The organism is Rhodococcus qingshengii JCM 15477 (assembly GCF_023221595.1).
Taxonomy (GTDB): domain Bacteria; phylum Actinomycetota; class Actinomycetes; order Mycobacteriales; family Mycobacteriaceae; genus Rhodococcus_F; species Rhodococcus_F qingshengii.
On record NZ_CP096563.1, the window covers coordinates 1,706,402 to 1,722,415 of the forward strand.

Below are 16,014 nucleotides of genomic sequence, written 5' to 3' on the forward strand. Positions count from 1 at the left end.
TACAGTCAATGGGATAACGTCACGGCATCGAAAGCAGACGGACGCTTGTCCTGGACGCCTGTCTGCCCCGTTGTCGAGAGGGATCTGGATGTCCGTGAGTGGTGTTCGTCGTGTTGTCGGTGGGTTGAGTGTTTTTGCTGTTGCTGCGGGTTTCGCGGTGGTTGCGGGTGTCGGGGTTGCTGGTGCGGCTCCGGTGACGGCGGAGTTCAATTCCGACGGGTACAAGGTGACTCGGACGATCAGTAACGGGACGCCGTCCGAGGGTGATGTGATCACGTCGAAGACGGTGTTCAAGCGAACTGCTGGGGTTCACAATCTGTATGCGGTGCGCGATTTTCATCCGGCGTGTATGACGTATGTCGATGGTTCGGCGACGGTGAACGGTAGTGCGTTCCGTGTCAACGAGGTGGCTACTGATTCTGTTCGTTTGAGTGCGGGTGTTACGGAGTGGCCGATGTGGGGTGGTGACGTCAAGACGTTCGAATTCCAGTATCGCGTCGGTGCGGATTGTGCTCGTGGTACTGATTTGTCGACGACGGTGCATTTCGACGGGACGGTGTTCGTTGACGACACGACAAATGGTCGTGGTCCGTCGATCAACGTTCAGAAGAACGTGTCGACGACCGCCGTGTCACCGGTCAGTGGCGCTCAGGTGGGGCAGCCGGTGACGCTGAGCGCGACGGTGACCGGTGGTGCCGACGGTGATTCGGTGGAGTTCTTCGACGCCGGTTCCAAGATCGGTGCGGGCGCGCTCGCCAATGGTGTTGCAACACTTGCCTGGACACCGACCACCCGTGGAGACCACTCGATCACAGCGAAGTTCGCCGACACGGCGCGTGCCGTCGGTTCCGCTTCGGCAGCGCTGATCGTGAACGTTTCGCAGGCCGATGCTCAGTCCAGTACGACGCTGGCGCCGATCTCGGGCGCGCAGGTCGGCAAGTCGACCAATCTCAAAGCGACTGTGTCCGCGTCGGGCACCGGTGGAACGGTCACGTTCAAGGTCGGCGGAACGGTGCTCGCTTCGGTGCCGGTGGCAGGCAACGGTGAAGCGACCTACGCCTGGGTTCCGACGGTTGCCGGTGCGCAGACCGTCGAGGCTGTGTTCTCCGGCAGATCCGGCGTCACTGGGTCGAGTACCACCGCGAATGTGACAGTCGCCGAACAGCCCGCCGGAACAACAAGCTCCACAACAGATCTCAGCGTAGTGGCGGGCCAGGTCGGCGTTGCCCAGACGATCTCCGCTCAAATCAGCCCCGCCAATGCGGGTGGCACAGTCACCTTCAAGGACGGCGAGACCGTCATCGGCACGGCCACGGTCGATTCATCCGGAAAGGCCAGCCTTTCGTGGAAGCCCGCAACTCAAGGGCAGCGAGTTGTCGCGGCGGAGTACTCGGGCGCCGGCACGGTGACGGCATCGTCCGATCAGGTCTCCGTCCAGATCGCCGCACCCGTCGACGGTGAAGAACCAGGCAACGGCACCGGTTCGCTCGGCAGCCTCGGCAACATCTTCGGCTCCTAGCCGCCGACACCTGGTGATGCCCCGCCCGCGTTCGGCGGTGGGGCATCACCCATTTCGCTCACTTCTCGAGAAGGAAAAGCTATGTCTGTAGGTTCTGCACGCCGTGCAGTTGCAGGTTTGAGTGTGTTTGCTGTTGCTGCGGGTTTCGCGGTGGTTGCGGGTGTCGGGGTTGCTGGTGCGGCTCCGGTGACGGCGGAGTTCAATTCCGACGGGTACAAGGTGACTCGGACGATCAGTAACGGGACGCCGTCCGAGGGTGATGTGATCACGTCGAAGACGGTGTTCAAGCGAACTGCCGCGGTTCACAATCTGTATGCGGTGCGCGATTTTCATCCGGCGTGTATGACGTATGTCGATGGTTCGGCGACGGTGAACGGTAGTGCGTTCCGTGTCAACGAGGTGGCTACTGATTCTGTTCGTTTGAGTGCGGGTGCTACGGAATGGCCGATGTGGGGTGGTGACGTCAAGACGTTCGAATTCCAGTATCGCGTCGGTGCGGATTGTGCTCGTGGTACTGATTTGTCGACGACGGTGCATTTCGACGGGACGGTGTTCGTTGACGACACGACGAATGGTCGTGGTCCGTCGATCAACGTTCAGAAGAACATCTCGACGACGACGCTGTCACCGACCAGTGGCGTGAAGTTGGGACAGCCGGTGACGTTGAGCGCGACGGTGACCGGTGGTGCCGACGGTGATTCGGTGGAGTTCTTCGACGGTGCCACCAAGATCGGTGCGGGCGCGCTCGCCAATGGTGTTGCAACGCTTGCCTGGACACCGGCTGACGTCCGAACCCACAGCGTGACGGCCAAGTATCTCGGTAATGCAAAGGTGGCGTCTTCCACGTCGTCAGCTGTCGACGTCGTAGTGTCCGAAGCGGACAAGAGCACTGCAACCGCGATCACCGGTCCCGCAAGTGCAGTTGCAGGTGATTCCGTGACCGTCGAGGCTACGGTGTCGCCCACTCCGGCGGGTGGCACGGTGCAGTTCAAGGACGGTGCAACCGACCTCGGCGGCGCCGTTCCCGTCGATGCCAACGGCAAGGCTTCGCTGACGAATTCCTATGCAGTCGGAGCGCATTCGATCGTGGCGGTGTACTCCGGTTCCGGTGTCTACCAGACTTCGACATCGGCGCCACATGCGCTGACAGTCGCTCCGGTGGTGGTCGAGGAGAACACAACGACTACCCTCGTCGGCCCGTCGACAGGTTCGACAGGGGAGGCCTTGTCGTTCACTGCCTCCGTCTCGACCGGTGCTGCAGGCGGAACCGTGCAGTTCAAGGAAGGTGGCAGGGATCTGGGATCCCCGGTTCCCGTGGATGCCTCAGGTAAGGCAACAACCACGCCGACCTTCAACGTGGCGGGTGAGTACAGCATCACCGCAGTGTTCTCGGGTTCGGGTAACTACTTGGGTTCGACATCGAACGCCCAGACCGTGAACGTCAAGGCGCCGGCTCCCACCGACCAGCAGACCCAGACGGTCTTGACCGTTCCGGCGGATGCAAAAACCGGTACGGCAGTTGGTCTGTCGGTAACCGTCACGCCGACGCCGGTGGGCGGCACAGTGCAGTTCAAGGACGGCTCGGGCAATCTCGGCTCGCCGGTGCCGGTCGTCGAGGGCAAGGCGTCGATCATGCACGAGTTCGCGAGCGTCGGCACGCATGACATCACGGCCGTGTACTCGGGTGCCGCGGGATTCCTCACCTCTACCTCGGCTGCTCAGTCGGTTTCGGTCACGGCTCCGGCCGCGGAGGATCAGGAAACGTCCATCACCGTGAGCGCTCCGGCGTCAGCGGTCAAGGGCGCGAAGGTCGATCTTGTTGCGGCAGTGGTACCTACGCTCAGCGCAGGAACGGTTCAGTTCATGGACGGAACCACCCCGATCGGTGGACCAGTTGCGGTGGTGAACGGTAAGGCCACGCTCTCGCACACCTTCACTGAACTCGGAGATCGCCGAATCACCGCGGTGTTCAGTGGAACTGACGGCTATCTCGGTTCCGAGACCCAGGCCGCAGTCACCGTCAAGGTGACGGCAGCGTCCGACGGCGGCGATCCGGGCAACGGCGGCAGTTCGACCGGTTCACTGGGAAGCCTGGAAAACATCTTCGGGTCCTAGCCCGACGCCTGCACACGGACGCCTCGCTGCGGAGAACACCTCCGCGGCGGGGCGTTTCCCGTCTGTGAGTTCAGGGATTCGGCGCTACGACGTGCCAGGGCACGGTCAGGATGCAGTCACGAAGACGTCGCCGCGCGGGTTGCACGGGAATTCCTTGCGCCCGAAGTATTTCCAATGCGGCAGCCCAACGATGGCGAGGTCCGAACGAGGCGTGCGGCGCGGCGGTGGCCCAGGCTCGATCGGCCGCGCTGAGCAACGCGTGGATCGGCTCACCGGGAACGTTGCGGTGGATGAGAGCCTTCGGGAGACGTTCCGCGATGTCGGAAGGGCGCTCGATGTCGAAGGGATCCCAGGCCAGTGTCAGGGTCAATGGACGATCAGCGTCGAGAAGCACCCAGGCGCAACGTCTCCCGAGTTCGTCGCAGGTTCCGTCGAGTAGCAGCCCGCCCGGCGCGAGACCGGACTGAATGTGTGCCCACGCAGAGTCCACAGCCTCCTCCGGATACTGCCGGAGCACGTTGAAGGCGCGTACGAAGACGGGTGTGAGACCGGCAAGTTCGAATCCACCACGGGCGAAGCTGACACCGTCACGACTCTCGACCACGCGGGCGGGGTCGATCTCGAGCCCGATGACGCGTCGATCCCGCCGGACAGCGGTGAGGCGGCTTGCCATCTCGAAGGTGGTGTCCGGCCTCGCCCCGTACCCGAGGTCGACGATCAACGGATCGGTCGCGTTGTTCAGGGCGTGCGCGATAGTGCGGTTGTGCACGATCCACCGGTCACTACGTCGCAGTCTGTTGATTCCCGTCGTGCCACGGGTGATGACCCCCTCGATCTTCGGGGGTGGAGCTTTCTTCACGCCGGGTTCAGCGTGCGGCGAGCCAGGTCGCGGTGACCTGGGCTTCGGTGCGGAACAGATCTACGAGGTTGATGAGCATCAGTTGCTCCAACTTCGCGCCGATGAACGGTATGAAGACCTTGGCCTCGGACGTGGTTCGCAGCGTGGACCCGGTATCGGTCGCGAACAACTCCATGGTGCCGGACAAACTCCCCGGCCCGGCCGGGATGGACGCTTCGTACGTTCCGGTCACGGTGTCACCGAAGGCGCCGTACGACTCCTTACGAGTGATGACAAGATCCTTCTTCATCACTGTCTGAGCGATGTCAGGCAAATCCGTGCGCGGAAGAATGTGGTGGAGCACGAGATCGATTCCGGAATCGGTGACCTCGAAATGTTCCACATGGTTCTCGGAATGCTTGCGCATCTCCTCGACACGGGCCTCCCAGTACGAGCGGTCCGCCAGCGCCGCATAGACCTGCTCGGGGGAGTGCTGATAGCGGGCGGAGTAGTCGATGCGGCGAGCCATGATCGAAAAGAATACCGGTTACACGCTGTGACAAGCCAAATCGGCTGTATCCACAACTGCCGCCGCCCGCAGGGTTTTACTTCGCGATCCACTCCCGGGTGAAGTCCTGTTCGGCCTGGATGAGCCGGACAACCTCGTCGACAATCGCACTTTCGATCTTTCCGCCGAGGAACGGGATCTTGACCTCGACCTCACCGTCGATCTCGAGAGTGGCGGAGTTCTCGTCACCTGTCAGCACCTGCGTGCCCTCGACACGGGCGGGAACGCCGTCGACGTGGGCGGAGAAGGTGCCGGTGGCCTTGCCGTCCTTGAAAGGCGCCATCGTTTCACTGCGCTTGATGACGATGTCGCCGTTGACGACTTTCGACACCATGCTGGGGAGATGCTCTGCGGCAATGATCTGCGACATCGTGACCGCGACGGTTTCGTCGCGAACGGTCAGCTCTTCGATCGTTGCGCCGGGACCACCGACAGCGACGATTCGGTCGCGCCAGTACTGCTCGGAGGTCACCGCCTCATGGACCTTCTCGGCGGGGACTGTGTACTTCGACGAATGCTCGATGCGACGGCTCACGATTGTGGAGGCTACCGTTTATCGATGTGTGGGACGTAACCATTGGCAGACGCGTCGTGGAATCAGGCGCTTTCGTGTCCGAGAACGTTGACTTGTCGGGATTGACGACGCTCCGAATCGGGGGACCGGCGCGGCTGCTCGCCGAATGTCCGACGACGCAGTCGTTGATCGACGTCGTGACGCTGCTCGATCGCGAGCAGATCCCGACGCTGATTCTCGCCGGCGGATCCAATCTCGTGATCTCCGACTCGGGATTCGACGGAGTTGTCGTTCGTGTGGCCAACACCACCGTGAGCCTCGACACGGACCGCGTCGTCGCCGAAGCGGGCGCGGTGTGGGACGAAGTAGTCGGTCAATCGGTCGCCGCGGAACTGGGTGGCCTCGAGTGCCTGTCCGGGATTCCGGGCTCGACCGGTGCGACGCCGGTGCAGAACGTCGGCGCGTACGGCGTCGAGGTGGGCTCGCGGCTCCGGCGGGTTCAATTGCTCGACCGACGCAGTGGCGAAGTGTCGTGGGTCGAACCGTCGAAACTCGAATTGGGTTACCGGTCGAGCGTCCTCAAGCATTCCGATGCAGCAGTGGTTCTCGCCGTCGAATTCGATGCGTCGACCGACGGACTGAGTGCCCCGCTCGCGTACCGCGAACTGTTCACCGCACTCGGGGCCGAAGAAGGCGAGCGGTTACCTGCGTCGCAGGTCCGCGAGGCAGTTCTGGGTCTTCGGACGGGTAAGGCGATGGTCCTCGATCCGTACGACCACGACACTTGGAGCGCGGGTTCCTTCTTCACCAACCCCGTGGTGCCGGACGACAAGCTGCCCGCTGTGCTCGGAGCAATAACCGAACAGCTCGGAGACGTCACCGTGCCGCAGTTCCCGGGCAGTGGTGGAACCAAGCTCTCGGCCGGATGGTTGATCGAACGGGCCGGATTCTCGAAGGGTTATCCCGGTGAAGATGCACCGGCCAGGCTGTCGACGAAACACACCTTGGCGTTGACCAACAGAGGGTCGGCAACGAGCGCGGATGTGGTCTCGCTCGCGCGGACAGTGCGCGACGGCGTCGAAGCCGCGTTCGGTGTGCACCTGGAACCGGAACCGGTAACTGTGGGCTGCACCGTCTGATTCCTGACAGAGCCCGCAGGTAGCCTGTTGAAGTGCATGAGCTGGGTGGTAGGAGAAGTCGTTCGCGTCTTGTTGCGTTGGTAGCTGTATTGCTCGCTGTGATGGTGGCCGTCGTCGGCTGCACGATCGGCGGCAAGGACGGACAGGGCGGCGCGGCGGCCGCCGAACCAGCACCGGTGGCGACCGTGGTGTCGACGCCGGCGCCCGGCACCAAAGATGTCAGCCCGGTCGCCCCCGTCTCGGTAGCCGTGACCCAGGGAACGCTGTCCGACGTCAGCCTCAGCAACGCAGCCGGTAAAGCCGTTGCAGGACAATTGTCGCCTGACAAGACATCGTTCACCGTCAGTGAGGCACTCGGCTACGGCACCACGTATTCGTGGTCGGGCTCGGCAACCGGAACCGACGGTAAATCCGTGCCAGTCCAAGGGAGCTTTACGACGGTTGCCCCGGAGTCGACCACCGGCGCCACCCTCAACATCGCCGACGGCCAAGAAGTTGGCATCGCGGCACCGATCACGTTGCAGTTCGACAACTCCGTCGTCGACAAGGCGGCCGTCGAGAAGGCGCTTGTCGTGACCACCGTGCCGCCCACCGCCGGATCGTGGGCTTGGCTGGCCGACGACAACGGCGGATCGCGGGCCCATTGGCGTCCGGCCGATTACTGGGTGCCGGGCACGACTGTCCATCTGGACGCCAAGCTCTACGGCTTGAACTACGGCGGTGGCGCCTTCGGCGACCAGGATCTCACGCTCGACTTCACGATCGGTCGTAGCCAGATCGTGAAGGCGAATGCGCCCAGCCACCGCATGCAGGTGGTGCGCGACGGTCAGACGATCATGGACATTCCCGTCAGCTACGGCGAGGGAAACGAACCTCGCAACGTCACGCGCAGCGGCATTCACATGGTGACGGAGAAGTACGAAGACTTCATGATGTCCAATCCGCCGTTCTACGAGAACGTGCGTGAGCGTTGGGCCGTGCGCATCTCCAACAACGGCGAATTCATCCACGCCAATCCTGAGACCACCGGGGTGCAGGGCTCGTCGAACGTCACGAACGGTTGCATCAACCTGTCGACATCCGACGCGCAGGAATACTTCGGAACCGCCCTCTACGGTGACCCCGTCGAGGTGACCGGCACGTCGATCGACCTGTCTCCTGCGGACGGCGACATCTACGACTGGGCAATCGATCTGCCGACCTGGAAGTCGATGTCGGCACTGCCGTAACTCTGTACTGCGGTAAATCCGTGGATGAGGGAACCGTCCGGGCTCTGCTTGCGTCTGTACAGGTAAGTGCTGTCGGCTCGGGGGAGTCCGACGGGGGTTTTCGACTTCAGGGGGACAGCGGTGGGCATTCCATTTCTGGAAGACGTGCTGGGAAGAATCTCCGAAGCGACGCAGGCCGTGCCTCCTGGCGTGGCGGCATTGCCAGTTGTCGGCACTCCCATCGCGAGCGCAATCGCTACATCTGCTCTGGTGCAATCCATAACCGACGACCGCGGCGCGTTCGACGACGAGATGGCTGCTGCGACCGTCGACGCCGATGTGGAGCGCGCACGAGCCTGGGGTGAGCGCGATGCCCTCACCGCCCAGACGTCGTCGCTCGAGTACAGCGAACACGCAATCGTGGACGACGATCCGTTCGATGCGATGTCGCACTCCGAAATCTTCGACCACGTCAACGAGATGAATCCGGCAACCCTGAGTGCGATCGGTGAGGCTTGGAAGGCCATTGCAGGCCGGGTCGAAGCCGGCATCGGGAAGTTCCAGAACGACGTGAACGGTGCGATCACCGAAGGCTGGCAGGGGCGCGGCGGCTCGGCTGCGCTGGAAGCAGTGCTGGCCTACTCGGCTGATGCGGGTGAGCTGAAGGTGCGGGTCGATCTGATCTCGAACAAGATCGAGGAGGCGAAGATCGCACTCGACGAGGCCAAACGCTCGATTCCGGCCCCCGACGGCGCCTCGACGGTCGAGAGGTTTCTCAGCATGGTTCCCGGGGCTACATGGAAGCAGGCCCAATACGAAGCGGAAGAAGCCGAACGTCAAGCGCGCCAGGTGATGAAGGACGTGTATCTGCCGTCCATGAAGCGTGCGGACGATCAGGTGCCGATCCTCCCGGCCGCATTCAATCCGGTCACCGGCGGTGGAGGGGCTGGAAGTGGCGGCGCATTCGGTAGTGGTGGTGCCGACGGCGGGAACTTTTCGGGTCCAGGAAACGGGCTCGGCGCGCCGTCTACATCGGGTGGCGGGGTCGGTGGGGGAGCGGACGGTGGAAACTCCGGCGGGGCAAACCCGCCCGGACACGGTTCCGGTCAGAATCCATCCGGCACCGATTCCGGAAATGGTGACAACCGTAGCGGCGTTGATGCCCAAGGGAATCCGAACGTCGATGCAGTTCGATCCGGAACCGATTCCGACCCGGCCGGGACCACGGCGGCACATGCCGGTCCACTGTCCGCCGGTGCAGCGCCAGATGGCCTAGCTCGTGCAACTCCGAATGGCGCTCAGCTTGGTTCCGGAACGCCGTCAGGCCTGGTAGGTAGCGGTTCGGGTGGTGGTCCTGCTGGTGGAATCGGTACCGGAGGCTTCGGGCCAGGCGGAACCGGAGTCGGAGCCCTCGGCCCTGGCGGTACCGGTGGCCTCGCCGGTGGCGGACGTGGGGGCGTCAACGGAGCTGGCGGTACCTCGGCGACGGGCGCGCAGAGCGGTCGGGGCGCGATGGGTGGCGTCGGCGGCATGGCACCGGGACGAGGGCAAGGGCAAGACGAAGACAACGTTCACGACACCCCCGGCTACCTCGTCACAGTCGAGAACGGCAACGCCCTGGTCGGCGACCTACCGATGGTCTCCCCGGCGGTGCTGGGCGAATGACCACCATGCAGTGGCAGTTCACCGGCCTCGAATTCCAGATTCTCTGGGAAGCGGTCGGACGTGACCGACTCCCGTACCCGCTGCGGTTTCGTCCGACGGCCGAAACCATGAACGAGCTGACAGAAGAGCGACGTCGAGCGGGAGCACACCTGGCTTGGTTGCTCGACGATCGGCTGCATCACGTTCTCGGTGCTCTTGCGAATCCTGATGCTCGCGTTGAGGTTTCCGGTTTTCACGGGCAGAACATGAGTACGGTGACGCGATTGCACGGCGTTGTTGCCGGCGACCTGGGGGTGCTCCTGACTCAACTGCCCGGCAGGACTGTCGACTGTGGCTCCGACGTGGTTTTCACCGTGGTACGCCCATCGGCAATTCCACGGATGCTCGTCGATCACCTGCCGACCTGCCCCGCTGGATCGGAGCGTGGTGTGAGCATCGAAAGGCCGAAAACTTCCGGTAGAGCGAGCTTCCTGAGCAGTGCCGCCGGTGCGCGCGGGAGCGAGGAAGTGAGCAGATTCTTTGGCCGAGAGCGGACCTCGATCGGTGAAGTCACCACATACCCGGGAGGAGCAGTGGACAGCAGACCGACAGACGACGGCATAACGTTCCACTGGTACGACTATGCCGGAGATGGTCGGTACATCGTCACCGCTGATGAAACCGTAAGTGCCCGTAGCGCTTCTACGGAAATGACGGAGGCCGAGATTGCACGCAATCTCGGCCTCGTCCTGCACCGGGTGATTCGCACTGGTTAGTCAGAACGATTCGAACTAGCTGATGGTGCGGTGGAACCGACCGGGGCTTGCCTGATCCCTCGGCTTGACGATGATCTGATCGAGGTTCACATGTGACGGCCGCGACGCGACAAAACCGATGATCTCGGCGATGTCCTGCGCCACCAACGGTGTGATTCCCTCGTACACCTTGTCGGCCTTGTCCTGATCGCCCTCGAACCGGACGAGTGAGAACTCCGTCTCGACGGCTCCCGGCGCGATTTCGGTCAGTCGAACGGGCTTGCCCAACAGTTCACCACGCAATGTCCGATGAAGGACGGCTTGAGCGTGCTTGGCGGTGGTGTAGCCCGAGCCGTTGTCGTATGCCTCCAGCGCGGCCACCGAGGTGATGGTCACGACCAGACCGTCACCCGAATCGATCAGCTTGGGCAGCAGTGCCTTCGTCACACGCAACGTGCCCAGAACATTGGTCTCCCACATCCACCGCCAGTCGTCCAGATCGGCGTCCAGGACTGTTGCCAGACCCTTTGCACCACCCGCGTTGTTGACCAACACGTCGACACGTGGGACCACGGCCGCGAACGCGTCGACGGAATCCTCGTCGGTGACGTCGAGTTCGAGAGCGGTACCACCGATTTCCTCGGCGATCTTCTCGAGACGATCGACGCGGCGAGCACCGATCACGACGTGGAATCCCTGAGCTGCCAGGGTGCGGGCGGTGGCCTCACCGATTCCGGAGCTGGCTCCGGTGACTACGGCGATGCGGGCATCGGAAGAAATGGTCATGATGCAATCGTAGGGCTAGTCGGCGGCATACTCTGCTTCCCGTTCGATGGATTCGATGTGACGACGCGGTACTTGTATCCGGCCGGGTGTGTAGGTGACGGCGCGCAGCGCGCCGCTGTACCGGAAGGGACCATGGCGTCGTCGTACCTCCCACGACACAGGTCCCCTGGCGTCGACACCGACCGAGATACCGGTCCACGGCGCCATTCCCACCAGTTGTACTTGCCCGAGCAGCTGGCCCGCGTGAATGCCGTCGACGCTGACGTGGAGATCCCAACGCAACCGCGGTACCACCGTCACCGACAGCCCGATGCGTTCGGTGCCGAGCGCCAGCGGTCCGGCGTCGACAACGGAGTAGGAACCGAACGCGTTGTACCCGAGATGCAGATGCCCGTCCTCGACGTAGAGAAGGTACCCACCCTGCGGATCGCCATGGGCGACAAGGACACCGGCGTCACCTTCGCGGTAACCGTCGAGTTCGACCGTGATGTCGAAGTCGCGGAACCCGATCAGCTTGGATGAGCGGTAGCGCTCCAGCGGGGGCGTTCCGGCAAGTAGTCGCACCGGGCGTGAGAGTGCTCCTTCCTCCGGACGGCGAACCGCGCCGACGGTATTGCCGAGTAGAGGAAACACGGTGTTCGCCCACGCCGAGTGGTCCCAGGCCTCGGCGAGTTCGCGAACCTTGTCGGGAAACCGTGATGCCAGGTCGTCGAGCTCGGTCGGGTCGGTGCGGACGTCGAACAACTGCCAGTGCGGTTTGTCGATGTCCGCCGGGGTGAGAGCCAGCAGTTTCCAGCCGTCCTTGTAGTAGCCACGGTTGCCGGTCATCTCGGTGTACTGCTCGGTGTGAGTGCTCGGAGCGGCAGACGAACGCAGAACGGACGCGGAAGACACCCCGTCGAACTCTTTCACCGGGAGCCCGTTTCGCACACTGGGTGCGTCGATTCCGGCCAGTTCGAGCAGCGTAGGGGTCAGGTCGGTGACGTACGCGAACTGGTCGCGAATCCCGTTGTCGTCTGCTTCGGGTTTCAATCCAGCGGGCCAGGACAGGAGAAAAGGAACACGGATCCCGCCGGCAAAGGATTGCCCTTTGTAGAACCGGAACGGGGTGTTGGACGTCTGTCCCCATCCACGTGGATAGTGGACGCCCAATTCAGGTCCGCCGATGAGGGATTCGTCGTGGGGGACATCGCCCACCCAGTCCGGATCCTGAATATGCGCGAACTGTGCGAAGTAGCTTCGGGTCCCGTCCGAACCGCCCTCGGCGGTGCCGCCGTTGTCGGAGGTGAAGACGATGATCGTGTTGTCGAGCTCGCCGAGTTCGTCCAGGGTGTCGACGATGCGTCCGACGCTCTGATCGATCGAGTCGACCATCGCCGCGTACACCTCCATGTAGCGGGCGAACCTGGACTGCACTTCCGGCGTGAGTGAATCCCATTCGGGGACGTCGAAGCCGGGTTCGGAGTTTCGCGGTGCTTGCTGCGTACCTTCCGGAAAGAGGCCTTGCACGAGCTGAGAGGCGAACCGCGACTCGCGGATTCGATCCCACCCTTCGTCGTAGCGGCCGCGGTATTTTTCCTGGTCGGCAGGCTTGGCCTGCAACGGTCCGTGCATGGCGACGTGTGCGAAGTAGAGGAAAAACGGCTTGTCCTGATCGTGGGCGCGGAGGTCCTTGATGTACCCGACCGCTTTGTCGGTCAGATCGTCGGTGAGGTAGTAGCCCTCGGGGTACTCGTCCACGTCGACCACAGAATTGTCGGAGATCAGTTGATTGGGATAGTAGAAGGAGTTGAGGCCTTCGAGTGAGCCGTAGTAACGATCGAAACCGCGCTGTGTCGGCCAGGAGTCACGACTTCGTCCCGGGGCCAGGTTGGCGTCGCGTACGAGGTGCCACTTGCCGACGGCATAGGTCGCATAGCCCGCGCCGCGGAGGATTTCGGGGAGTGTCTGGACGTCGTCGGCCAATTCCAGACGCAGTCCGGGGTAGCCCGGATCGGCGTTGGCGACAAAACCGTACCCGGCGCGGTGCGGATTCAGGCCGGTGAGAAGAGCTGCGCGCGACGGCGAGCAGAGGGGCGTCGTGTGATAGTTGGTCATCCGAATGCCCTGCGCGGCAAGGCGGTCGAGGGTGGGAGTCTCGATCTCGGAGCCGAACGGCCCGATGTCGCTGTACCCCATGTCGTCGATCAGAACCACGACGATGTTGGGTGATCCGGGAATCGGGGTCGTGGAGGTGGGCCACGACGGAGTCGAATCGGCTGCGGTGCGGCCGATTCGACCCTCGAAGCCTTCGTATCCGCGGGCGTGCGGAGGAGGGGCGGAATCCGGTGAAGTCATGGGAGAGTCGAGGCGCCTTCGATGATCGAGTATTCGGAAGCGTCGCCGGCGATGCTGCGGCTTCGTTCCCCGTGGATGTTGACCGGGATGTCGCCGGCAAGGGTGATGCGCTCCAGACGCCGGTACTGATCGTCGTAGTCGGCGATCGCGTAGTGCTGGGTGGCGCGGTTGTCCCAGATCGCGACGTCACCCGCTTCCCAGTTCCACCGCGTCGTGTACTCGAGCTTGATGGCGTGATCCTGCAAGAGCTTGAATACACCGTTCGACTGTTCGGTGCTCAACCCGACGAAGTTCTTGACAAAATGTCCGAGGACGAGCGTGCGTTCTCCGGTTTCGGGGTGGACCCGCACCACCGGGTGTTCCGTCTCGAAGTACGTGGACTGGAACTCCTCGCGGTAGGCGGCCGTGCGATCTTCGGTGAGCCGCTCGGCGCTGGTTGCCGCATAGTCGTAGACGTTCGTGTGGCGAGCCCAGAGGTTCTCCGCGAGCGCCTTGAGCGGATCCGGCAGTCCGTTGTAGGCGGCTACCCCTGACGCCCACGTCGTGGAACCGCCGTATTCGGGTAGTTGCACCGCGCGCAGGATCGAAGCCTTGGGGATGCGGTCGACGAAGGTGACGTCGGTGTGCCAGCTGTTGGCCTTGCCCAGGTCCGAGTCGATGGGCAGAACTTTTGCGCCGTGCGACTTCACGGTGGGGTGGGCAGTGGTCGGGGTACCCAGCAGCTGGGCGAACTCGTACTGCGAATCGTTGTCGAGGTGGTCTTGCCCGCGAAAGAAGATCACCTTGTGTTCGAGAAGTGCTTGCCGGATGAGGGAAATCGTCGCCGGGTCGAGATGCCCGCCGAGAGTGATTCCGTCGATTCGGGCGCCGATATGCGCGCCGAGGGTGGTGACAGTGCCGCGAGCGGCGTCAACGGCCGCTCCGTTCGTTGATGCCGAATTCGTGAGGGTCGGCTTGGCGAAAGCTGTAGACATGGTGCACCTTTCGTGGGGAGTGTGCCCACCCAAACACGCGAGATTTCGCCCCGACAGGGTTGCGTTCAGTGTGATCGTTACCGCACCTGATTTGTGAATCTCGGTGAAGCTGCTACTTTTGGAGCCATGTCGACCGACCAGCCTGCCGCTTTGCGGGTCACCTATGTGACCGCTGCGCTTGGTTCGCGTCTGCCTCTGGCGCGAGAGCTGTGTTGTCGCCGCCGTTCTTTCTGCAGCTAATTTCTGCGCCTTTTCTGTCTATTTCTTCGTGTGACCAGTGGAAACGCTGATTTCTCGGTCGACAGAGATATGCGCCTTCTCCTCCTTCTGCAAGGGACAGCCATGTCGACACCCACAATCTCCGCCATTCCGAACATCCGATCGCGAACCGCGCTCTCGGGAACCCGGACCCGTACCCAGATAGTTGCGCCCGAACTACGCATCGCCGACGGTCCGTCTGCGACTGTGTTGCGCATTGCTCGATCCCGTGGGCCGCTCTCACGTGACACTGCGGCAAAGGCATCAGGGCTGAGCATCGCCACCGTGAACCGGCAGGTCACGAGCCTGCTGGACCTCGGGATCCTGCGCGAACGCGCGGACCTGACGGCCTCCGGAGCAATCGGGCGTCCGCGAGTTCCGTTCGAGGTCAACCACGAGCCTTATCTGACAGTCGGCATCCACATCGGTGCCGTCGTCACCAGCATCATTGCCAGCGACATTCGAGGAAAGGTGCTCGGCGCCGTCGAGATTCCGACGCCTGCCACCAATTCTGCTGTCGCGCTTGCCACGATTGCGCGCTCGGCCAAATCCTTTGCCTCGCGGTGGCACAAGCGTCGTCCGCTTGCCGTCGGCGTGGCCATCGGCGGTCGCGTCGATTCAGCGACCGGAGTCGTCGATCACCCGCGTCTGGGATGGAAGGGCGCCAAGGTCGGGTCCATCATCGGAGCCGGCTTGGATCTCCCTGTATCGGTAGCCGCCCACGTCGAGGCGATGGCTGCGTCGGAACTTCTGCTCAGCACCGACCGTGCCGAAGCCCCGACGCCGGGCACTACCGGCCTGTACTTCTATGCTCGTGAAACTGCCGGTATCGCAATCACTTTCGAAGGGCGAGTACACACGCCGTCCAGCGGACCCGGTTCGATCGCGCACCTCCCCACCGGTTCGTCCGCACGGTGCACCTGCGGAGCCGTGGGTTGCCTTGAAGCGACGATCAGTGACCGCGCCGTAGTCGCGCAGGCTTTGTCTTCGGGCGCCGTGATCCAGGGCAGCGAGCGTGTCACGATCGCGGACGTCTACCGGGCCGCGTCGTCGGGTTCCATTCCGGCACACGAGCTTCTGGTTGATCGAGCACGCGTCCTCGGCCGGACAGTGGCGATGCTGCGTGACCTGTTCAACCCGGATCGGGTGATTCTGGGTGGTCAGGCATTTACCGACTATCCCGCCGGGGTGCCCCATGTCGCCGAGGCCTTCTCGACGGCATCCTCCTTGGAGCGTAAGGACATTCGAATTACCGGTTTCGGCAATCGGGTTCAGGAATACGCTTCCACGGTCGTGTCACTGAGCTCACTGTTTGCTGATCCCGCTGCGGCTATGCGCCGCGCGTCGGCCGTCTGACTG

13 protein-coding genes are annotated in these 16,014 nt (G+C 63.0%); 7 read left to right on the forward strand and 6 right to left on the reverse strand.

All coding sequences use genetic code 11. From position 1 onward, the window contains the following. Positions 1 to 88 precede the first annotated feature (88 nt). Together M0639_RS07905 and M0639_RS07910 are read left to right on the forward strand one after the other, a co-directional pair. Positions 89 to 1,519: an Ig-like domain-containing protein gene (locus M0639_RS07905; RefSeq protein WP_064074208.1), complete on the forward strand. Its 1,431-nt coding sequence runs from the start codon at positions 89 to 91 to the stop codon at positions 1,517 to 1,519. A gap of 81 nt (positions 1,520 to 1,600) precedes the next feature. Beyond that, the gene (locus tag M0639_RS07910; RefSeq protein ID WP_064074207.1) at positions 1,601 to 3,634 is read left to right on the forward strand and encodes an Ig-like domain-containing protein; all 2,034 of its coding nucleotides are present in this window, start codon (positions 1,601 to 1,603) and stop codon (positions 3,632 to 3,634) included. 70 nt (positions 3,635 to 3,704) lie between these two features. Here the strand turns inward: M0639_RS07910 and M0639_RS07915 are convergent, their stop codons facing one another. The 3 genes from M0639_RS07915 to M0639_RS07925 all read right to left on the reverse strand — a co-directional run bounded on the left by M0639_RS07915 (position 3,705) and on the right by M0639_RS07925 (position 5,575). Beyond that, the gene (locus tag M0639_RS07915) at positions 3,705 to 4,493 is read right to left on the reverse strand and encodes a hypothetical protein (RefSeq protein WP_007735354.1); all 789 of its coding nucleotides are present in this window, start codon (positions 4,491 to 4,493) and stop codon (positions 3,705 to 3,707) included. 7 nt (positions 4,494 to 4,500) lie between these two features. After that, positions 4,501 to 5,001 (reverse strand): DUF2505 domain-containing protein, encoded by a 501-nt coding sequence (locus M0639_RS07920; RefSeq protein ID WP_007735352.1) that lies wholly within the window; start codon positions 4,999 to 5,001, stop codon positions 4,501 to 4,503. A gap of 76 nt (positions 5,002 to 5,077) precedes the next feature. Beyond that, positions 5,078 to 5,575, reverse strand: coding sequence for a DUF2505 domain-containing protein (locus M0639_RS07925; protein ID WP_003942023.1), 498 nt, complete (start codon positions 5,573 to 5,575; stop codon positions 5,078 to 5,080). Between the two features lie 74 nt (positions 5,576 to 5,649). Between M0639_RS07925 and M0639_RS07930 the strand changes: the two genes are divergently transcribed. The 4 genes from M0639_RS07930 to M0639_RS07945 all read left to right on the forward strand — a co-directional run bounded on the left by M0639_RS07930 (position 5,650) and on the right by M0639_RS07945 (position 10,321). Beyond that, positions 5,650 to 6,693 (forward strand): UDP-N-acetylmuramate dehydrogenase, encoded by a 1,044-nt coding sequence (locus M0639_RS07930; RefSeq protein WP_051649640.1) that lies wholly within the window; start codon positions 5,650 to 5,652, stop codon positions 6,691 to 6,693. Between the two features lie 32 nt (positions 6,694 to 6,725). Beyond that, positions 6,726 to 7,922, forward strand: coding sequence for a L,D-transpeptidase (locus M0639_RS07935; protein ID WP_042452959.1), 1,197 nt, complete (start codon positions 6,726 to 6,728; stop codon positions 7,920 to 7,922). 120 nt (positions 7,923 to 8,042) lie between these two features. After that, positions 8,043 to 9,566 (forward strand): hypothetical protein, encoded by a 1,524-nt coding sequence (locus tag M0639_RS07940; protein ID WP_064074206.1) that lies wholly within the window; start codon positions 8,043 to 8,045, stop codon positions 9,564 to 9,566. Continuing rightward, the gene (locus M0639_RS07945) at positions 9,563 to 10,321 is read left to right on the forward strand and encodes an ESX secretion-associated protein EspG (protein WP_054187843.1); all 759 of its coding nucleotides are present in this window, start codon (positions 9,563 to 9,565) and stop codon (positions 10,319 to 10,321) included. Before M0639_RS07940 ends, M0639_RS07945 begins: the two co-directional genes overlap by 4 nt. Positions 10,322 to 10,336: 15 nt before the next feature. Here the strand turns inward: M0639_RS07945 and M0639_RS07950 are convergent, their stop codons facing one another. Genes M0639_RS07950 through M0639_RS07960 form a run of 3 tightly spaced genes read right to left on the reverse strand, consistent with a single transcriptional unit; the run spans position 10,337 to position 14,397 of the window. Continuing rightward, positions 10,337 to 11,086 carry an SDR family NAD(P)-dependent oxidoreductase gene (locus M0639_RS07950; RefSeq protein ID WP_064074205.1) on the reverse strand — a complete coding sequence of 250 codons (750 nt, stop codon included), beginning with the start codon at positions 11,084 to 11,086 and terminating at the stop codon, positions 10,337 to 10,339. A gap of 15 nt (positions 11,087 to 11,101) precedes the next feature. Next, on the reverse strand, positions 11,102 to 13,423 hold the full coding sequence (locus M0639_RS07955) for an arylsulfatase (protein ID WP_064074204.1): 2,322 nt from the start codon (positions 13,421 to 13,423) through the stop codon (positions 11,102 to 11,104). Next, positions 13,420 to 14,397, reverse strand: a complete 978-nt coding sequence (locus tag M0639_RS07960) for a TauD/TfdA dioxygenase family protein (protein ID WP_042452972.1) — start codon at positions 14,395 to 14,397, stop codon at positions 13,420 to 13,422. Before M0639_RS07960 ends, M0639_RS07955 begins: the two co-directional genes overlap by 4 nt. Positions 14,398 to 14,739: 342 nt before the next feature. Between M0639_RS07960 and M0639_RS07965 the strand changes: the two genes are divergently transcribed. Beyond that, positions 14,740 to 16,011 carry an ROK family transcriptional regulator gene (locus M0639_RS07965; protein ID WP_074447122.1) on the forward strand — a complete coding sequence of 424 codons (1,272 nt, stop codon included), beginning with the start codon at positions 14,740 to 14,742 and terminating at the stop codon, positions 16,009 to 16,011. Positions 16,012 to 16,014: the final 3 nt, after the last annotated feature.